General features: G+C 42.5%; 18 protein-coding genes and 1 other annotated feature. Of the genes, 2 read left to right on the top strand and 16 right to left on the bottom strand.

The window, feature by feature from the left end:
* Window positions 1–16: 16 nt before the first annotated feature.
* The 4 genes from pepF to LJF29_RS07495 all read right to left on the bottom strand — a co-directional run bounded on the left by pepF (window position 17) and on the right by LJF29_RS07495 (window position 4133).
* A complete protein-coding gene (pepF, locus tag LJF29_RS07510) occupies window positions 17–1846 on the bottom strand; it encodes an oligoendopeptidase F (RefSeq protein ID WP_229147848.1) in 1830 nt (609 codons plus the stop codon).
* Between the two features lie 229 nt (window positions 1847–2075).
* Window positions 2076–3227, bottom strand: coding sequence for a competence protein CoiA family protein (locus LJF29_RS07505; protein ID WP_229147847.1), 1152 nt, complete (start codon window positions 3225–3227; stop codon window positions 2076–2078).
* Window positions 3228–3384: 157 nt separating this feature from the next.
* Entirely contained in the window at window positions 3385–4041 is a 657-nt protein-coding gene (gene mecA, locus LJF29_RS07500) for an adaptor protein MecA (RefSeq protein WP_229147846.1), read from the bottom strand.
* A complete protein-coding gene (locus LJF29_RS07495) occupies window positions 4023–4133 on the bottom strand; it encodes a hypothetical protein (protein ID WP_128568472.1) in 111 nt (36 codons plus the stop codon). The genes mecA and LJF29_RS07495 overlap by 19 nt, the downstream gene beginning before the upstream one ends.
* A 187-nt stretch (window positions 4134–4320) precedes the next feature.
* Here LJF29_RS07495 and LJF29_RS07490 point away from each other — a divergent pair, with 187 nt between their 5' ends.
* On the top strand, window positions 4321–4977 hold the full coding sequence (locus LJF29_RS07490) for a TerC family protein (RefSeq protein WP_229147845.1): 657 nt from the start codon (window positions 4321–4323) through the stop codon (window positions 4975–4977).
* Between the two features lie 42 nt (window positions 4978–5019).
* On the opposite strand, the gene spx is transcribed toward LJF29_RS07490, so the two are convergent.
* From spx to oppA, 8 genes are all read right to left on the bottom strand, one after another.
* Complete coding sequence (spx, locus tag LJF29_RS07485) at window positions 5020–5415, bottom strand: transcriptional regulator Spx (protein WP_010333748.1); 396 nt, start codon at window positions 5413–5415, stop codon at window positions 5020–5022.
* Between the two features lie 178 nt (window positions 5416–5593).
* Entirely contained in the window at window positions 5594–6172 is a 579-nt protein-coding gene (locus tag LJF29_RS07480; protein WP_010333747.1) for a GNAT family N-acetyltransferase, read from the bottom strand.
* 166 nt (window positions 6173–6338) lie between these two features.
* A complete protein-coding gene (locus LJF29_RS07475; protein WP_229148171.1) occupies window positions 6339–7556 on the bottom strand; it encodes an MFS transporter in 1218 nt (405 codons plus the stop codon).
* A 105-nt stretch (window positions 7557–7661) separates the two neighbouring features.
* On the bottom strand, window positions 7662–8579 hold the full coding sequence (oppF, locus tag LJF29_RS07470; protein ID WP_010333745.1) for an oligopeptide ABC transporter ATP-binding protein OppF: 918 nt from the start codon (window positions 8577–8579) through the stop codon (window positions 7662–7664).
* A gap of 1 nt (window position 8580) precedes the next feature.
* Complete coding sequence (gene oppD, locus LJF29_RS07465) at window positions 8581–9657, bottom strand: oligopeptide ABC transporter ATP-binding protein OppD (RefSeq protein WP_229147844.1); 1077 nt, start codon at window positions 9655–9657, stop codon at window positions 8581–8583.
* A gap of 4 nt (window positions 9658–9661) precedes the next feature.
* Window positions 9662–10579 carry an oligopeptide ABC transporter permease OppC gene (gene oppC, locus LJF29_RS07460; RefSeq protein WP_010333743.1) on the bottom strand — a complete coding sequence of 306 codons (918 nt, stop codon included), beginning with the start codon at window positions 10577–10579 and terminating at the stop codon, window positions 9662–9664.
* 3 nt (window positions 10580–10582) lie between these two features.
* Entirely contained in the window at window positions 10583–11518 is a 936-nt protein-coding gene (oppB, locus tag LJF29_RS07455) for an oligopeptide ABC transporter permease OppB (protein WP_003239289.1), read from the bottom strand.
* Between the two features lie 112 nt (window positions 11519–11630).
* Complete coding sequence (gene oppA, locus LJF29_RS07450) at window positions 11631–13268, bottom strand: oligopeptide ABC transporter substrate-binding protein OppA (protein WP_010333742.1); 1638 nt, start codon at window positions 13266–13268, stop codon at window positions 11631–11633.
* 470 nt (window positions 13269–13738) lie between these two features.
* Window positions 13739–13950, top strand: a binding site (T-box leader).
* Between the two features lie 58 nt (window positions 13951–14008).
* On the opposite strand from oppA, the gene trpS reads away from it, so the two are divergent.
* Window positions 14009–15001: a tryptophan--tRNA ligase gene (trpS, locus tag LJF29_RS07445; protein ID WP_229147843.1), complete on the top strand. Its 993-nt coding sequence runs from the start codon at window positions 14009–14011 to the stop codon at window positions 14999–15001.
* A gap of 39 nt (window positions 15002–15040) precedes the next feature.
* Here the strand turns inward: trpS and LJF29_RS07440 are convergent, their stop codons facing one another.
* The 4 genes from LJF29_RS07440 to LJF29_RS07425 all read right to left on the bottom strand — a co-directional run bounded on the left by LJF29_RS07440 (window position 15041) and on the right by LJF29_RS07425 (window position 19580).
* Entirely contained in the window at window positions 15041–15793 is a 753-nt protein-coding gene (locus LJF29_RS07440) for a YjbA family protein (RefSeq protein ID WP_029441208.1), read from the bottom strand.
* A 202-nt stretch (window positions 15794–15995) separates the two neighbouring features.
* Window positions 15996–16907 carry an oligopeptide ABC transporter permease AppC gene (gene appC / locus LJF29_RS07435; protein ID WP_024120911.1) on the bottom strand — a complete coding sequence of 304 codons (912 nt, stop codon included), beginning with the start codon at window positions 16905–16907 and terminating at the stop codon, window positions 15996–15998.
* A gap of 16 nt (window positions 16908–16923) precedes the next feature.
* The gene (locus LJF29_RS07430; RefSeq protein ID WP_229147842.1) at window positions 16924–17874 is read right to left on the bottom strand and encodes an ABC transporter permease; all 951 of its coding nucleotides are present in this window, start codon (window positions 17872–17874) and stop codon (window positions 16924–16926) included.
* Between the two features lie 74 nt (window positions 17875–17948).
* Window positions 17949–19580, bottom strand: coding sequence for a peptide-binding protein (locus LJF29_RS07425; protein WP_229147841.1), 1632 nt, complete (start codon window positions 19578–19580; stop codon window positions 17949–17951).
* Between the last annotated feature and the right edge of the window lie 46 nt (window positions 19581–19626).

Below are 19626 nucleotides of genomic sequence, written 5' to 3'. Positions count from 1 at the left end.
CACAGGCCATTTTTTATTAAGACTGCTTTACTTTCAGCAGCAGTTCTTCCATTTCATCAAGCTTTTCCTCAAACATTTTGCACGCAGCTTCAATCGGTTCTGGTGACGTCATATCAACGCCGGCTTTTTTCAGGATGTCGATCGGATATTGTGAGCTGCCCGCTTTCAGGAAGTCAATATAACGGTCAACCGCAGGCTTGCCTTCCTTCAAAATTTGGCTGCTTAACGCCTGTGCAGCACTGTACCCTGTCGCATACTGATACACATAGTAGTTGTAATAGAAATGCGGAATCCGTGACCATTCGAGTCCGATTTCTTTATCAATCACCATGTCGTTTCCGAAATACTTTTTATTCAGATCATAATATACATTGGTCAGAAGCTCAGGTGTCAGCGGCTCCCCTTCTTGCGCTTTTATATGGATAAGATGTTCAAATTCTGCAAACATCGTTTGTCTGAAGACGGTTCCTCTAAAGCCCTCAAGCATGTGGTTGAGAATATATAAACGCTGTTTTTCATCCTCTAAATTGTTCAGCAAATATTCACCAAGCAGTGCTTCGTTTGTCGTAGAAGCAACTTCCGCGACAAAGATGCTGTAATTGCCGTAAGGATATGGCTGGTGTTTTCTCGTATAATAGCTGTGAACAGAGTGGCCGAACTCATGCACTAGCGTAAAGAGATTATTGACGTTATCATGCCAGTTCATTAAAATATACGGATTTGTGCCGTATGTTCCTGAAGAATAAGCGCCGTTGCGTTTCCCTTTATTCTCATAAACATCAACCCAGCGGTTTTCAAGCCCCTCTTTTAAGATAGAGTGATATTCCTCTCCTAAAGGTGCAAGCCCCTTTAGCATATAATCCTTAGCTTGCTCGTACGTAACCTTCATTCCCGCATCCTTCACAAGCGGTGTATACAGATCATAGATATGCACTTCATCCAGCTCAAGCACTTTCTTTCTCAGTGCAATATAACGATGCAGCAGCGGAAGATGCTTGTTAATCGTTTTGATGAGATTGTCGTATACCTCTTCAGGAATACTGTTGTTAGAAAGCGCAGCTTCACGTGCTGACTTGTATTTTTTCATTCTTGCGTAGAAGTTGTCTTTTTTCACAGTCCCGCTCAAGGTAGTCGCCATTGTATTTTTATATTGGCCGTATGTTTTATATACAGCGTCAAACGCATTTTTGCGGACTTCACGGTTTTCACTTTCTAAGAAATTAATAAAATTGCCGTGAGTGATCTGTTTTTCATTTCCCTCTTCATCTTTAATAGATGGGAATGTAATATCGGCATTATTTAACACGCTGAACGTATTTGACGACGATGACAGCACCTCAGAAGCTTCAGCCAGCAGCGCTTCTTCCTTCTCGCTCAGCACGTGCGGGCGTTCCTTTGTGATTTCTTCAATGGCATGTGAGTAAAGCTTCAGCTCTTCTTTTTCAAGAATAAACTGCTGCAGTTTGTCTTCCTCTATGGATAAAATTTCCGGAACAAGATAAGCTGTTGCGCTTGCGGCCTGTGTATACAGATTTCCAGCCTTATCATTAAGTCCCTGATAAAAGGAGTTCCCTGTATCTTGGTCTGAGCGCATATGCGCGTATGTGTAAAGTTTGCCCAAACGCTCCATCACCTTATCCTGGTAAGTAAGGGCTTCGTATAAATGATCGGCTGAATCAGCCAGCTTGCCTTTATACTTAGATAAATCCGGTATTAATTCTTTAACAGCTTGAAATTCTTTATTCCAGGCCTCATCACTAGGAAAAATATCCTCAAGTCTCCATGTGTCCTCTACCTTTACCTCACTTCGGTCAGGCAGTTGATTTGCTTTTTTTTCCTCAGCCATGGTGATCCCCCTCGTTTTCTTTAATTCAAGCCAATTGAAAAAACGGTTGTTTCTCAATAAACTTGTGTTGTGAATATCTTCCGGTTTTTCACTACCATTTGTCAAATCATATGCAGTTATGAAGAGAACGAATGCCAAAAAAGCAGTAAAAACACGAAAAACCTTTCCTTTTGTGCTTTTCACAACCAGCCCACCACCTTTGTCTTAGGGTGAGCCAAATCAGGAAAACTCATTCGATAAAACAGCTTCTGTCTTTTTCAATGAGATCCTGTAATGATTGGCTGCGCTTTGCGGGCTGATTCAGCACATATACTTCTTTCTGAGTCTCTCTTAAAAATCCCTTCTTGCACAAAAATTCAATGTACTGTTTAACAGCCTCACTGAGACCCTGATCGCTGTATTCTCCTCTGAGTAGAATGTTCTTTTTATGAATGTGTAGTTTGCAGTGCTGCAAAATGGCTGAAAAGCGAATGGGCGCATGTTTATACCCCAGATCCGTAATAAACAGATAAAGATAACCCTGCCATACAAAAACGGGACTCTTGAAAACGGCTCCTTTCTGTACAGGAACAAACACCTCTGTCGGAAGAAAAGAGAGAGGCGTTTGCCGTTTTTCATAAAACAAAAGCCTAAGCCGATTTATATCTTTAGAGAGAAACCGATGAGTTTTGCGGCGAAAACGGAGAATGGCTCCTGTCCAATCTGTGTGCTTAAACGATGAATCCGATTCAGTGAAAAAGAGATCTTCTGCCGCTGCCTGACGGACTGGAATCGTTTGGACGGAGCAGTAAAAATGGGTTGTGTAAAACGGGATCATGTGGCTGAGCCTCAGGAAAGAATGTGTTTTGGGGCAGTAACATAACAGATCGCTGTTCTGACTGGTATTGATAAACTGCCAATGGAAAGCGGACAGCTGGTAAAAGGATGAAGATGTCCGTTTTAAGCGGCTGCCCCCAAGAATCCACCGCGGTATCATTCCTGCTTGTTTGAAACCGGCTGTTCTTTTTTGAAAGACATCAGGAGGGAGAGTCGCGCATTGGTATTCAACAGCAAGCGTATTCCCCTTAACTTTCGCCAAGATGTCGGGCCTTTGTTTAATCTCTCGGACATACGGCTCTAAGAGCGGTGAAGCCTTTTGCGTTTTCAGCCATACATATAGCTGCCGTTTTCCTTCTAAGTGATAGGCGCTCTCAGGTTCTATGTCTATCGTGCAGGACTTGTTCTGTTTATGGGCAAAATGCGGCGCTTTCTGAGACCCTAGCTTCACATCGAGCTCCTCTGCACACACCGGGCAAAAAAACCTGGTCTGCTTTAATTTTTCTCTGCTCTGCCTGCCTATGAGGTGAAAAACTTGACCGTCTTCTGTCACAGCACTAAACAATTGTCATCTCTCCTTTCCAGATTCATCACTCTTTCTGGAAATGACCGATGAACTCCTGTTTGCTGATGTTTTGCCTATATGTATGTTTTTGATTTTCCAGCTTCAATATGTTGTTTTGAAATAGAAAAAAACCGATTTCCGGCAAGAAATCGGTCTGCTATGATGCAAAGTGTTTTTTTATCGTTTCAAGAGCCTGCTCTGACACAACCAGCTTGCCGTATTCTTCAAGTCGGTGTATGCTGATTGAGGATTCAGACGCATACTCCAACAGGATGCTTAGCTGATTTTCAACCTCTTCATCAGTCAAATTGTAAAAATCCACATATAAATAATATCGGTTCTCAAACGAATATAAAGTCGTTTTACTTCCGTTAACGTTTAATTTAGATAGAGAAATTACATCTTCGAAGTCATCAAACCGCAAGACAAATTGTAGCTTTTGTTCCTTCTCTTCCTGATTGACTTCTTGCTCTTCTTTTTGGAAATCATCCAGCAAGGCGTCAAGATCCTCAGATGCTGGTTCTTGCTTTTTATCCTCAGGAATCGGCAGTTCGAGCTTTTGTCCGTCTTTGGAAAGCTGGGCTTTGGTGACGATAATTTCTAATCCTTTGTCCATTGCCTGAACTTGAATCCAAAGAGGGCCTTCAACAGCGAATTCCTCTTCCTCATGAACTTCATCCATAACTTCCCAGAACAGTTCTTCACTGCGCTCACGGTTATACCAAATTTCTTCTCTGTCAAAACCGCGATCTTCAATATCTCCATAAGACATATAAAATTTTACTGTATGCTCGTTTATTCTTTCAATTTCCATTTGCCAACCTTCCCTTCTATATAAGATGTTGAAGGGACATCTAAGCTCCCGATTAATAGTACTTTACTACACTTTACCCATTCCGTCCACATCTTAACCTTGAACCAAGGCAAGTGTGAATTCCTTTGTATTTCTATTTTATGATAAATCAGTCACAAAAGAAATAAAAATGCATCTTCGCCCAAAAAATGGCTTGTCTTCCGGCACCGCTATCATAAATTGCATCCCGCTTCATATATTAGTGGTACAAGCGATGGAACGAAAGCGAGGTGCCGATGCATGGAGCATGACTATCTGATTTCACTGCTGCTTATCGTCGGAATTGATCTGATTCTCGGCGGCGATAATGCAGTCGTGATCGCCATGGCCAGCCGAAATTTGCCGGACAAGCAAAGACAGCAAGCCATTATTCTCGGAACATTTATCGCCGTTGCGATGAGAATCGGATTAACAAGTGCAGCGGTTTATCTTTTGAATATTCCTTTCCTGCAATGTACCGGGGGAATATTCCTTCTATATTTGGGATACCAGCTATTAATTGAAAAAAAAGACGCCCAGCACGTCAAAAGCAGCACCTCTCTATGGAAAGCCATACGAACGATTGTACTCGCAGACCTGTTTATGTCATTGGACAATGTTATTGCTGTCGCAGGAGCGTCGCACGGTGAGCTTTCTCTCGTAATGATAGGTCTGTGTGTATCGGTGCCGGTTATAATTTGGGGCAGCAAACTCATCCACATCGCGCTTGAGAAAATACCGTTATTAATTTATGCGGGAAGCGGATTATTGGCTTATACAGGCGGAGAAATGATTGTCCGGGATCAAAAGCTGTCTGTTTTTATGGCTCAGCACGGCACCGTTGAAGCGCTTCTCCCCATTTTAACTGTCGTCTTTGTGATCCTTGCCAGCATTTATTATCAGCAGGTTGAAAAATAAAAGAAGGCTGATGTCTCAGCCTTCTTTTTAACGTGCGATCTATTAGTTTGCCAAACGCTGTGCTTCTCTTAATTGGAAAGAGCGGACTTTTCTTGGCAAGAAACGTCTGATTTCGTCTTCGTTGTATCCGACCTGCAAACGTTTTTCATCGATGATGATCGGACGGCGAAGCAAACCTGGGTGCTCGTTGATCAAGAGGTACAAGTCTTGCAACGGCATTGATTCAACGTTCACATTCAATTTTTGGAATACTTTTGAACGGGTTGAGATGATCTCATCTGTTCCGTCCTCAGTCATTCTTAAGATTTGTTTTATTTCATCAATTGATAAAGGTTCAGAGAAAATGTTTCTTTCTACGTACGGAATCTCATGCTCCTCGAGCCACGCTCTCGCCTTTCTGCATGAAGTACAGCTTGGTGATGTGTATAATGTAACCATTCATCTTCACTCCTCTAATTAGTAGGATGAACATCTATTTTATTCTTAAATTGAAATTACTCTAAAAAAGGAATCTTTATAGGTATTATACTATAAAAAAGTAAGTGTGAACAGTGTCCTAAGAAAAAAATGTGTCAATCCAGCAAATTTTATTTTATTCATGTGTTTGCATTCTCAATTAGCTTAACTCATCGAAAATATTTTTTTGCTTTTCTTCATCAATGAGTGTCAGGACTTCATCCGTTTTTTCGTATGATTCCCCGTACCATTTCTCATCTTTATAAGTATGAATGTTTTCATATGTCTGTTTCATGGCTTCAAGAATCTCTTCTTCTGATTCTGTTTTCGGTGACCAGTACAGAATCTCCATCTTATTGACTTCATTCGTAGCCAATGACCGGCGCCGGTACCCAATTGACTGAGCATGCTTAAAATGCTCTCTTTGATAGAATCTCAGGCGTTTTTCTGTATCAGCATCATCTTCATCCACAGGCTCCACCTCAAGCAATATCGGCTTATTTTTCTTTTTCAGCTTGGCAATCAGTTTGCCGCCAAGCCCTTGCCCTCTTGCATCTTTTGACACATACAGATAATCAACGAAGATAAAAGATTCAAATTCCGCAAACATTAAAATATGATGCTTGCCTTCATCTTTATGATAAATATCGCTTCGCTCTTTCAAAAGAGCTTCCATATGCGCTTTTGATTTCAATTCTTCAATTGGAAAGTACTCGCTAAGCTTTTCGTACCAGTTCATTGATTTGCTCCTTATGAGTTCGTTGTCTTCATACTTTTAGATATACCCCATTTCTTCTTGTTTAAACAGCCTTACATCTATAAAGACGTACGAACTTTCCGCATGGTTTCATTTTTTTTCAGCAAGTAAGGCAATTCGTCGTTCCAACGGAGATGTTTGATCATGCTCAATTCGCGTGTCTCTCCCGTTTGTAATGACACAGGCCGGGCTGCGCCAACGCAATCAAAAAAGTCATGCCATATAATACAGCCGCCGAAATAAAAGCTGTTTTTGCACCGGCAGCATCAGTCAGCAGCCCCATGATGGAATAGGTAACACCAGACCAAGGAGTCAACAGCGCGTTTTTGGCAGCCATTATCCCGATGCGCTTATGTGCCGGAATGACCTCCTGCAATACAGTTTCCTGACAAATATCTCTGACTTGATAAAAAGGCCCCATCGCCGCGCAAGCCAGGGCGCATAAAAACGGCAAGGGAGAAACCGCAAAGAGGAATGTCAGCACTGCCATCACAAGTGAGCTGAATATAATCGCGTACCCCATATTTTGCTCAAAACATGCAGAAAAATGGATGGCGATGACACTGCCGATCATAGCACCAATAAAATAACAAGCGTTAAAGATTCCCCACCACACTTCTGTTTCATGCAGAACCGCCACTGTAAAAGCCAATAGAATAGCGGATGACCAAACTGAGCCGGCAAGAGCTTCTATCATGTCCATTGCAGTGATGTCTCTTACAATCGGGGTTGTCATCAAATCCTTCCATACACTTCTTGCAGATGCTGTTTCAGCTGTTCTTTTCGTTCTTGCATCGTTCACATGAAGCAGGCTGATGACAGCTCCGGAAAAGACAAACAGGCAAATGGCACTCCCGACAACAAACTCAAAAGGTGCAGCAAATGTCAGAAGACCTCCAAGTCCCCAGCCAGCTGTTAAAAACAATTGATTAGCGAGTGAAATCACACTGTTTGCTTCCATGTAATGCTCTTTTGAAACAATAACAGGCAGCAGCGCGAACCTTGCCGGCTGAAAAAAGGCGCCAGAAAATGAAAAACAAAAAACAAACAGCAGCGTCATGATATAGAAGGCAATTCCATCTTGGCTGACACTGTATGCGATTAGCAATGCAAAGACCGCTCTCAGCAGACTTGCACCGGCAAGCACCTTTTTAAAACCAAGCTTATGGAGTACACCCGAAATGCAAAAGCTTGCCGCAACACTTGCAAACGACATGAAGGATAAAATAAGACCCGAAAAAAAGACAGAGTCGGTCATTTGATAGACCCTTACCATTAAAACGATTGTCACCAGGACTCCAGCTAAAGATTGCAGAGATTGCGACAGAAGCAGTGCAAAGACATTTTTCTGACGAAGAATTTGAATAGTGTCCGCCTCCGTTTTTCCTCTAATTGTAAAAGATGTGACTCTTACTTTCTATCATCCTATAAAAAAAATCCTTCAAAACATTTGTTTTGAAGGATTTTCAACTTATGAATAGGCTTTAAATTCCTCTTCCGTGCACATAACAAAATGACCTGGTTTTACTTCACGGAATTCCATCTTTTCTCCATCCTTTAACCGATGCACGGATACATCGTATTTTTGGCGGACACGATTTCTCTCATAATCCGGATCAGGAAGCGGAATGGCAGAAAGCAATGATTTTGTATACGGGTGTAGCGGGTTTTCGTAAAGTTCATCTGCCGGCGCAAGCTCAACCAGCTTACCGAAATACATCACTCCGATACGGTCGCTGATGTATTTGACCATCGATAAATCATGGGCAATAAACAGGTATGTGAGCCCTTTTTCTTTTTGCAGTTCTTTCATTAAATTCACGACCTGCGCTTGAATGGATACATCCAAAGCGGAAATTGGCTCATCTGCAATAATGAATTCCGGATCTACAGCAAGAGCTCTCGCAATCCCGATTCTTTGCCGCTGACCGCCGGAAAATTCATGCGGATAACGGTTGGCATGCTCCTTGTTTAAACCGACTGTTTGCAGGAGCTCATGAACCCGCTGCATACGCTCTTTCTTCGTTTTCGTCAGCTTATGAATATCAAGGCCTTCTGCAATAATGTCTGCGACTGTCATTCTCGGATTCAGCGATGCATATGGGTCCTGGAAAATCATTTGCATTTTGCGGTTGAATTCGAGCAGCTTTTTACGGGATTTTTTACCGTGAACATTTTCACCGTTAAACAGCACCTCGCCATCGGTTGCTTCGTATAGCCGAATGATACTTCGGCCTGTTGTCGATTTACCGCAGCCGGATTCACCAACCAGACCTAATGTTTCGCCCCTATAGATATCAAACGACAGGTCATCTACGGCTTTAACCGTTCCTCTCGGCGTAACAAAGTGCTGTTTTAAATGTTTGATTTCTAATAGTTTCTCAGTCAATTTATTCACCTTCTCTCACTAAGACAGGTTTTTGATACGTATTCGCCAGCGTCCGCATTTTCGCTTTAACCGCTTCAGGCGGCTCTACCTTTGGCGCATCAGGATGAAGCAGCCACGATTTCACATAATGAGTATCGGAAACCTTAAACATTGGCGGCTCCTGTTCAAAATCAATTTTCATCGCATATGGACTCCGGAGCGCAAAGGCATCTCCTTTTGGAGGATTTGTCAAATCAGGCGGCGTGCCAGGGATTGCTGTCAGCTGTTCGTCTCCTGAGCTTTCAAGTGTCGGCATGGACGCCAGTAGCCCCCAAGTATACGGATGTCTCGGATCGTAGAAAATTTCGTCTACCGTTCCGGTTTCTACAATCTGTCCCGCGTACATGACAGCGACCCGGTCAGCAACGTTAGCCACAACACCGAGATCGTGAGTGATAAAGATAATGGAGGTGTCAATTTTCTTTTGCAATTCTTTCATCAATTCAAGAATCTGCGCTTGGATGGTCACGTCAAGAGCAGTTGTCGGCTCATCGGCAATTAACAGCTTCGGATTCGCCGCAAGTGCCATCGCAATGACGACACGCTGTCTCATCCCGCCTGAAAACTCGTGTGGAAATTGGTTGACCCGTTTTTCCGGCATTGGGATACCTACTAAATCCAGCAGCTCAACAGCACGCTTTTTCGCAGCTTCCTTTGAAATGTTTTCGTGTTTAAAAAGCACTTCTGTAATTTGCTTGCCGACTTTCATTGTCGGATTTAAAGAGGTCATCGGATCTTGGAATATCATTCCGATCTCTTTCCCCCGTACATTTTGCATCTCTTTTTCGGAAAGCGGCACTAAATCCTTGCCGTCAAATAAAATCTCACCGCGTTTAAAATAACCCGGAGGCATCGGAATCAGCTTCATGATTGCTTGAGATGTCACACTTTTTCCAGAGCCTGACTCCCCGACGATTGCCAATGTTTCTCCTTTATCCAGATGGAAATTCACTCCGCGGATCGCCTGGACCTCTCCGCCGTATGTTTTAAATGAAATCGCTAAATCTTTTACTTCTAATAGGCGTGTCACCCGTATCACTCCCTTATTTACGTAACTTAGGATCCAATGCGTCTCTTAATCCGTCGCCGACAACGTTAAAACCAAACATGGTAATGCAGATAAAACCGGCAGGGAAAAACAAACGCCACGGATAATAGGTCAATGCAGGCAATCCGTCAGAAGCCATCGTTCCCCAGCTTGCAAGAGGAGCCGGAACACCAAGTCCTAAATAGCTTAAAAAGGCTTCTGTAAAAATTGCGGTTGGAACAGTTAGTGTCATCGTGACTAAAATAGAGCCCATTGCGTTCGGGACGATATGTTTAAACAGCAGACGGGATGTTTTCGCCCCGAGTGTCTGCGACGCAAGCACGTATTCCTGATTCTTCAGCTGCAGCACTTGGCCGCGGACGATTCTGGCCATGTTAATCCAGCCCGTAATCGTCATGGCAATAATAATCGTTAACAGCCCTTTCGGAAGAACAACCATCAGCAGGATAACCATTAATAATGAAGGAACAGCCCAAAGGATATCTGCGATACGCATCATAATCTCATCTGTTCTGCCTCCGCGGAACCCTGAAATACTGCCCCAAATCACGCCAATCAGCAAGTCAAGAACAGCGGCTGCGACACCGATAAAGATTGAAATTCGGGCACCTACCCATGTACGGACGAAAATGTCCCTTCCAAGATCATCAGTCCCGAACCAGTGATCTTTTGAAGGCGGCTTATCCGCATTTAAGAGATTGGTAGTCGAATAATCATATTTTGAGAAAATAGGTGCAAAAATCGCCATTAGAATAATGAGAATAATAATAACAAGCCCGACCATCGCAAGCTTATTGCTGCGGAAACGTAGCATCGCATCTTTCCAGAGGGAAAGGCTCTTTTTACTTATTTTCTCAGCATCGCCGGCATTCGCTGCGGCTGGTTCAAACATGTTTTTTGGAATGTTCTGCATGGCCTAGGCTCCTTTCTTTGCTTTGGAAAGCTTAATTCTTGGATCAATAATGCCGTATAACACGTCTACGATTAATACACATAAAAGCAGGATGACACTGAAGAACACCGTTACACCCATAATGACTGTATAATCACGGTTTGTAATACTGTTAACAAAGTGTGCACCAAGCCCCGGGATACCAAAAATGGTTTCAATGATAAAGCTTCCGGTTAAAACTTGAGCGGCCATAGGGCCCATATATGTAACGACTGGCAACAGCGCGTTTCGGATGGCGTGCCGCACTGTAACTGCTGGACGCGACAGCCCTTTCGCTTTTGCTGTGCGAATATAATCACTGTTTAATACTTCGATCATGCTTGAACGGGAAAGTCTGGCAATAAACGCCATCGGCATGGAAGCAAGAGCGATGGAAGGCAGAAAGGTGTATGCCCAGGACTCCCACCCCGCGACCGGAAACAGCCCAAGCTTCATGGAGAACACATATTGCAGCACAGCCGCCATGATAAAGCTCGGAACTGAAATACCAAAGATCGTTAAAATCGCGACGGTATAATCCTGCCACTTATTATGGTAAAGGGCTGCAATGACCCCAAACAATACACCTAATGCTAAAGCGAGGAGAATAGCTTCTGCTCCAAGAGTGAATGAAACGGGGAAACCTGAACTGATCAGGTCATTGACACTCTGACCTTTATATTTAAATGACGGTCCGAAATCCCACATTGCAACTGATTTCAAATAACTTACATATTGTACAAACAGCGGCTTGTCCAAGCCATAATGCGCATTTAAGTTTGCTTCAATTTCAGGCGGAAGCTTTTTCTCACCTGAAAATGGCCCGCCCGGTGCTGCTTGCATTAAGAAGAATGTCACGGTTACAATCACAAATAATGTGATGATCATATAGACTAAACGTCTTCCGATATATTTTAGCAAGGGGGAACACCTCCATGGTTTTTACTTTTTTTATACTCCATCAGTAAGAAAGAAAGGTATATGGGGCTTTTTTCCCCATATACCTTGAGGTCTTTGATTTTCAGATAAAGCCTTATTTAAAATATGCGTTTCTGAAATAAACCTCACCAGTACCTGGCATGATAACACCTTTTAGGTTTTCATCCTGTACCCATGTATCAGTGTAGAAATAGATTGGAGCAACTGGCATTTCATCAATGAAAATATTCTCTGCTTTTTTCAGCAGCTCTGCACGTTTTGTTTTATCTGTTTCAGTTTGTGACTGGTTCAGAAGCTTTTTGAATTCTGGATTTTCCCAGCCGGTATCGTTATTTCCTCCGTCTTTGTCACGGAACAGCTCAAGGAAGTTAATCGGATCGTTGAAGTCGCCAAGCCAGCCCATACGGCCGACTTGATAATCTTGGCTGTGAAGCTTATCAATATATACATTCCATTCTGAGTTATCAAGCTCAATATTAACGCCTAAATTTTTCTTCCACATTTCTTGCACTGCTTGAGCGATTTTTGCATGTGCATCATCCGTGTTATAAGATAATTTGATTTTCGGCAGGTCAGATGCCTTGCTTAAGCCCATTTCTTTCAGGCCTTTTTCAAGGTATTCTTTTGCCGTTTTGACATCGTTGTCTTTGAAGTAGCCTTCTTTGTTATCTTCAAATCCTTTCATTGTCGGCGGAACCGCGGCCATAGCCGGGATTTGCTCACCTTGTGTAACGTTTTTAACAATCGATTGGCGGTCAATTGCATATGTTAAAGCTTTACGGATATTTATGTTGTCTAACGGCTTCGCTTCAGTGTTAAATTTGTACCAATACACACCTGCAATCGGCTCAACATGTAAAGAACCGTCTTTTTTCAAGCTAGGCAGAGATTCAGTCGGAAGCTGTCCGAGCGGCATACCGGCCCAATCAAGTTCACCAGCTTGGAATTTTTTCAGTTCAGTATTGTTGTTGTTGATCATAACCATATTGATTTTCTTCAGTTTGACTTTGTCTTTATCCCAGTATTGATCATTCTTTTCAAGATCGATAGATCCGCTGTGTTTCCATGCCGTCATCTTAAATGGTCCGTTTGACACGTAATCATCTCCGGCATCTGTGTTCCACTTTTTGTTTTTCTCTGCAATTTTTTTGTTAATCGGCATATAAGTATAAAATGCTGTTAATTCAGTGAAGTATGGAGTCGGGTTGTTTAGCTCAACCTTTAATGTTTTATCGTTTTCAGCTTTCACTGCCACATCATCAAGGCTGCCTTTACCGGTATTTGCCGCCTCAGCACCTTTTATGTAGTAGAGCTGGTAAGCGTATTGTGATTCGTTATTAGGATCAAGCGCCCATTTCCATGCATATTCAAAATCTTGCGCTGTGACAGGGTCGCCATTTGACCACTTTGCACCATCACGAATCGTAAACGTATAGGTTTTTCCATCTTTGCTTGTTTCAATTTTAGAGGCTGCACCTTCTTCGGGCTCACCATCTGCATTAATACGTGTCAATCCTTCAAAAGTCTGACGGATAACACCGCCTGATACCGAGTCATTTGCCAATCCCGGATGTAAGGAGAACGGCTCAGTTTTAATATTAATGTTAAGAGTTGTCTTCCCTTTGCTGTCTTTTTTCCCATCACCGTTTGAACCGCTGCCGCCAAAGCCGCATGCGCTCAGTACGAGAGTGAAAATGAGCATTAACGTGACAATCGACCAACGTTTTTTCATATCCACAAACCCCCTAATAATCATTTTTCAGCTCCTTACGGCTAAATCCTCAGAAATATCAGACAAATGAACCTGAATTTGCATAACTTTTATTCTGTTCCGTCTTTTCTGATTATTTTTGTAAAAAAGCTGTAACAATAGAGTGAACAAGTTCATTATAATGAAACAAATTCTTTATTGCAATATTATTTTATCAATTTAAAATTTTTAAACTTCGTTAGTTTTTCTGCCAATAACGCGATATCCTTCTACCGTTTAAAGCATAAATTGATTAAAAACTATTGTAGGAGTTTCCAATCCATATTGCTTTATACATATAATATCTAGCTGTTTAACCGCTGAGAGCAGTTATCATTTGGGCGATTTACGGCTGTTCTATTATTTATATCATTACAATTTTCATGCAAAAAGAATGTTTTTTCAGGATGACAATTGGTTATAATTGATTTATAATGAAGCAATCAAAAGAAAAGCTTGCTATGAAAAAGAGTAGTACACATTTCACCCGTTTGAAGAGAGTCTGCGGTGCTGGGAGCAGATAACGGGCAATGTGGAATGGACTTTGGAGCAGCTGACCGAACCAAAAAGTAGGCTCAGCCGGAGCAGTCTCCGTTACAAACGCCAGAGTGATTCCATTTTAATGGAATAATCAGGGTGGTACCACGGTTCATTCGTCCCTTTTTTACAGGGGAAGAATGAGCCTTTTTTATTATGTTTTAAGAAATGAGGTTGATTTTCCAATGAAACAGACGATTTTTTCAGGCATCCAGCCGAGCGGTTCCGTTACACTCGGCAACTACATCGGTGCAATGAAGCAGTTTGTCGAACTGCAGCATGATTATAACAGCTATTTTTGCATCGTAGACCAGCATGCAATCACAGTTCCTCAGGATCGGCTTCAGCTGAGAAAAAATATCCGCAGTTTGGCGGCGCTTTATCTAGCTGTCGGTCTCGACCCTGAAAAGGCAACGCTGTTTATTCAATCAGAGGTTCCCGCACATGCACAGGCCGGTTGGATGATGCAGTGCGTCGCTTATATCGGCGAGCTTGAGCGAATGACTCAATTTAAGGACAAGTCAAATGGAAAAGAAGCAGTTGTCTCGGGCCTGTTAACATACCCGCCGCTGATGGCTGCAGATATTCTGCTGTACGGTACAGATCTTGTGCCTGTCGGCGAGGATCAAAAGCAGCACCTTGAGCTGACACGAAACCTTGCAGAGCGATTTAACAAAAAATATAACGACATCTTTACAATTCCGGAAGTGAAGATTCCAAAAGTAGGCGCTCGGATCATGTCTTTGACTGACCCGCTGAAGAAAATGAGTAAATCTGATCCGAACCAGAAATCTTTTATTACATTGCTGGATGAACCAAAGCTGCTTGAAAAGAAAATCAAAAGCGCTGTGACTGATTCTGAAGGCATTGTAAAATTTGACAAAGAAAACAAACCTGGCGTTTCCAATCTACTTACGATTTATTCAATTCTCGGCAATACGACGATTGAAGAGCTTGAAGCGAAATACGAAGGAAAAGGCTATGGCGAGTTCAAAGGTGATTTGGCAGAAGTGGTAGTCGGTGCATTGAAGCCAATTCAAGACCGTTATCATGAACTGATTGAATCCGAAGAATTAGACCGGATTCTTGATGAAGGCGCTGAGCGGGCGAACCGGACAGCGCACAAAATGCTCAAAAAAATGGAAAACGCCATGGGTCTTGGCCGAAAAAGACGCTAATCAAAAACCGCTCTTGCGATTTGCAAAGAGCGGCTTTTTTTAGTTTACCTTTGATTCATTTTCCATTTCCCAAAGCTTCTCGAAAAAAGGCTGTCCTTTGATCAGATTTTCGCAAAAAGCCAAATGCTTGTCCGACCAGCCTTCAATGGTTTCGTTATACAGCATGTCCCAAATCTCTTCAAAGCTCATCCGTTTGATTTGTTCATACATGTGCGGGTTCCACTCTGTGTACCAGTAGCCGATCTCCGCACGGTTTTTCAGCCCTTTTAATTGATCCAGCGCCATAAACATAAGCTGCTTAATTTGCCGCTCTTTTCTCGTTAATCCTCTGACGTGCTCTGGTGCCAATGATAAGATATGATATTCTTTTGAGGACTCCAGCTTCTTCGGCTCAAATTCATACGTTTCCGGCTCTACATCTTTCACCATTTCATACACGAGCTGCTCCTGCCGCGGGATAAGGCGGCTTTTTCTGACAGGGATCGTGTAGCCGATTGTATCAACAGCCAAAATGCCGATTCCGTCTGTCACAACAAAACAATACTCCAGTTTTGTACGTTCATGATTTTTGCGAATGTACGATTTTTGATGAACCTCTTCAAGCAAATCTTTCGGAAGCTCTGACAAATCATTTTCTATGTAATGAAACAGTACTGACGGCACCCTTAAGAGAGGCACCTGATCCAAAAGCTCAACCGTATCTTCCTTGCGCCATTCATGAAAGTGGCATACATTGTAGCCATTTTCTTCCCCTTCAAACCAATTGACCCACACATCATGAAGAAATAACATCTCTAACCCCTCACTTTATAAAAACTGTTGTCCACAGTATAGGCAAGGTGCAGAGAAATTATTCCATAGAGATTGAGGAAATCTGGAATAACTGGGTTTTTGTTATGAACACAAAAAGCAGACTTCCTCGTATATTTTCTGACAAAGGAAATCTGCTTTCTTTAGGAATTCGTTACATTTTCTACCGAACAAGATTTTCATTTTATTTAATATTTTTAGGATCAAGAGCATCCCGCAAGCCATCTCCGACAAAGTTAAAGCACAGCACGGTAATTAAAATAAATAGCCCGGGAAATAATGGGTACCACCATGCTTGAATCATCACTGTGAAATTTTGTGCGTCTTGAAGCATATTTCCCCAGCTTGCGATTGGCGGCTGAATCCCGAAGCCTAAGTAGCTCAGCGCGGACTCAGCGAGAATAACTGAACCTACCTTTAATGTTGCTGACACAATAATCGGTCCTAACGCATTGGGGAGAATATGTGAAAAGATAATTTTGTGCGTCTTCGTTCCGATTGTTTTAGCAGCCAGAACGTATTCCCTTGAACGAAGTGATAGAAACTCTCCTCTTACCAATCGTGCCGTTGTTGTCCAGCCGGTAAGACAGAAAATTAAAATTAGTTTGTCCACGCCAGGCTTGAAAATGGTAACCAGCGTGATCAGCAAGAAAATATCCGGAATGGATAATACAATGTCGACTAAACGCATAATGACAGCGTCGACAATTCCTCTGAAATAACCTGCTAACGCCCCTAATACAGTTCCGATTAAAATAGAACCGACTACAGAAGCAAAACCGACCAATAAAGAGACGCGCGCTCCATACAAAATCCGGCTGAAAATATCGCGGCCGAATTTATCCGTTCCCATCAGATGTTCAAGGCCCGGCGCTTTATACTTGTCAAGCAGGCTTTGCTGCTCTTGGGGGTAAGGTGCAATCAAAGGAGCGAAAACAGCCGACATAACAATGATAAATAGAATGACGGCACCTAGAATGGCCAGCTTGTTTTTCGAGAATTTCTCCCAGAAGATCTTGGTCATCGTCTCTGGTTTTTTCGAAATGTTTTCTTTTAGTCTGATCTCCGGCGAGGGAGTTGTTTGCAGCTCTGACATCTCTGTTTCCCTCCTCTTAATATTCGATCCGCGGATCAACAATCGCGTAAAGGATGTCTGCAATGAGGTTTCCGATCACGACAAGCACTGCCGAAATTACGGTCATTGCCATAATAACCGGATAATCACGCTGGAATGCTGAATCGACAAACAGTTTTCCCAGCCCCGGCCAAGTGAAAATCTGCTCTACAACAACCGCTCCGCCGATAAATGAGGGAATCATTAAACCGAAGATCGTAATAACAGGCAATAGCGCATTCCGCAAGCCATGCTTAAATAGCACGCGATTTTCTTTAAAGCCTTTTGATCTGGCTGTTCGGATATAGTCTTGATTTAACACATCAAGCATGTTTGACCTTGTATATCTCGTTAAGCCAGCCATATCTGCCGTAGCTAACACAAATGCGGGTAATAACAAATGATGAATCCGGTCTAATAAGCTAAAATCTGTGTTAAGAGTAGCGACTCCCCCAGTTGGGAACCAGCCGAGGTTCACAGCAAACACCATAATTAAAATCAGACCGAACCAAAAGTTCGGAATGGCTAAACCGATAAATGAAGTAAATGTAATGCCATAATCCAGTTTTGAATAAGGTTTTTTTGCAGAAATCACACCAAATGGGATTGAAATGATCAGCGCCAAAATCGTCGACACCAGCATAAGGAGGAGTGTGTTAGGCAGCCTTGCTATAATCAGCTCTGAGACAGGCGTTCCTTTTCTGATAATGGACGTCCCGAAATCCCCTTGAACCATATTGCCGAGCCATTTTAAATATTGAACGTATTCCGGGTCATTCAGGCCATATTTTTCAATAAACTGCTCTCTGTCTGCCTGGCTGATGGTAGGGTCCATCATAAGCGTCATCGGATCTCCGGGAGCCGCTTTCATAATGACAAAAGACAAAATTGTAATTCCTAATAAGATAGGAATTGAAGCTAATGTTCTTCGAATGATATATGTAACCATATTCTTGTCCCCTTTGTGGTTCTTTTTCAATATAGAAGGGGAAGGAAATTCGCTCCCTCCCCTTCAAGGGAAAATTATTGGGCAAGCCACCATTTTTCAATCTGATATAGTTCACGTTTCGGATGATACACATAACCCTCTAAGTTAGCTGGCATCGCCATATGGTTGTTCGGATAATAAAGGAAGGTGTACGGCTGATCTTCAGCAAGCTTTTGGTAAATCTCCTCATAGGCTTTAGAGTATTCCTCACGGTCACTGATCGATTTTGCAGCTTTCAGAAGTTTATCGACCTCTGGATTTTTATACCACATGTTATTTAAGCCTTTTTCAGACTGGCTTGAATGGAAAATATCGTAATGATCCGGGAATGTGGACAGGCTCCAGCCTAATACCATTGCATCATAGTCCCAATTAGGGGCGCTGGTTTGCTCAACAAGCGCACTCCATTCCACGATTTGCGGCGTTACTTTAATACCGACTTTCTTCAGCTGCTCTTGAACAACAACTGCAATATCTTCACGCACCTTATTTCCTTGGTTCGTTTTCAGGGTAAACTCGAATTTTTTGCCGTCTTTATCTAAGATGCCGTCACCGTCAGTATCTTCCCAGCCGGCTTCTTTCAGCATCTTCTTCGCTTTTTTCACATTGTATTTAAATTTAGGCACTTCTACGTCTTTCGGATAGTTCCAGGAAGCCGGACTTTCCGGGATATAAGCGACCTCTCCGTCGCCATCCAATACAGTTTCAACCATCGTTTCACGGTCTAACGCAGTGGTAAGCGCCTGGCGCACTTTTTTGTCTTTAAAGAGCTCGTTTTTCTCATTCCAGCCGATATATGAATAGCTCAGCGCCAAGTCTGTTACAACCTTGACATTATTAAACGATTCAGCTGTCTTATAATCAGTTGACGGAACGTTAAAGAAATCAATATCCCCCGCTTGAAGCTGGGCAACCGCAGCATTGGCATCAGGAATGATTTTATACGTGACACTGTCTAAATACGGACGCCCGTCATAGTAATCATCATTGGCAACGAGCTTCACGTATTGTCCATCTTTCCATTCTTTAAATTTGAAAGGCCCTGAGCCGATCGGATTTTTTCTGTTAAATTCATTATCTTCAAGCTGCGCAACCGGTACATCTTTTAAAATATGCTCCGGAAGAATGCCGTAGCTGTCCAACGTATTGTTATAGAAGTTAGGGTCTTTGTATTTCAGGGTAAATAAAACCTCGTAATCTCCCTTTTTCTCTACTGATTTCAGCATCTCAAAGTTAGAGCCGCGCTCACCTTTGTAATCCTTGTTCAGCGGGATGTTAAACGTAAATACTACATCGTCGGCAGTAAGTTCTTCTCCGTCATGGAACTTCACGCCTTTTTTGATTTTCACATCATATTTCAGTCCGCCATCCAGCTCTTTGACACTCTCAGCCAATGACATTTTGACATTTAATTTTTCATCTGTTTTTGTTAAAAAGCTATAAATCATTTGTTCAATATCCGTACTCGATTCATCAGTTGAATATAATGAGTTGAAAAGTGTCGGAGCACCGATTGAACCCACAACCAAATCCCCGCCTTGCTGCGGTTTTCCGTTTGATTTTTTCTCACTGCTGCTGCTCGATTTTGATCCCGAGCAGGCCGATAAAAAGATGGCCATCACCATCAATACACTTAGCATCATCAGTGCGGTTTTACGTCTTTTCATTCCATATTCCCCCTCTTGAAATGGTCGTTCTTCTTAGCTGCTGTTT

Source organism: Bacillus sp. LBG-1-113 (genome assembly GCF_020708615.1).
GTDB classification, from domain to species: domain Bacteria; phylum Bacillota; class Bacilli; order Bacillales; family Bacillaceae; genus Bacillus; species Bacillus mojavensis.
Note: the sequence above shows the minus strand (reverse complement) of the source record. Positions and strands in the feature narration are given on the sequence as shown.

Bases quoted from the DNA above. Each gene is read 5' to 3' on its own strand.
- pepF (WP_229147848.1), bottom strand. From the start codon at position 1,846: ATGGCTGAGGAAAAAAAAGCAAATCAACTGCCTGACCGAAGTGAGGTA.
- mecA (WP_229147846.1), bottom strand. From the start codon at position 4,041: ATGGAAATTGAAAGAATAAACGAGCATACAGTAAAATTTTATATGTCT.
- LJF29_RS07495 (WP_128568472.1), bottom strand. From the start codon at position 4,133: ATGTGGACGGAATGGGTAAAGTGTAGTAAAGTACTATTAATCGGGAGC.
- LJF29_RS07490 (WP_229147845.1), top strand. From the start codon at position 4,321: ATGGAGCATGACTATCTGATTTCACTGCTGCTTATCGTCGGAATTGAT.
- spx (WP_010333748.1), bottom strand. From the start codon at position 5,415: ATGGTTACATTATACACATCACCAAGCTGTACTTCATGCAGAAAGGCG.
- LJF29_RS07480 (WP_010333747.1), bottom strand. From the start codon at position 6,172: ATGAACTGGTACGAAAAGCTTAGCGAGTACTTTCCAATTGAAGAATTG.
- oppC (WP_010333743.1), bottom strand. From the start codon at position 10,579: ATGCAGAACATTCCAAAAAACATGTTTGAACCAGCCGCAGCGAATGCC.
- oppA (WP_010333742.1), bottom strand. From the start codon at position 13,268: ATGAAAAAACGTTGGTCGATTGTCACGTTAATGCTCATTTTCACTCTC.
- trpS (WP_229147843.1), top strand. From the start codon at position 14,009: ATGAAACAGACGATTTTTTCAGGCATCCAGCCGAGCGGTTCCGTTACA.
- LJF29_RS07440 (WP_029441208.1), bottom strand. From the start codon at position 15,793: ATGTTATTTCTTCATGATGTGTGGGTCAATTGGTTTGAAGGGGAAGAA.
- appC (WP_024120911.1), bottom strand. From the start codon at position 16,907: ATGTCAGAGCTGCAAACAACTCCCTCGCCGGAGATCAGACTAAAAGAA.
- LJF29_RS07430 (WP_229147842.1), bottom strand. From the start codon at position 17,874: ATGGTTACATATATCATTCGAAGAACATTAGCTTCAATTCCTATCTTA.
- LJF29_RS07425 (WP_229147841.1), bottom strand. From the start codon at position 19,580: ATGAAAAGACGTAAAACCGCACTGATGATGCTAAGTGTATTGATGGTG.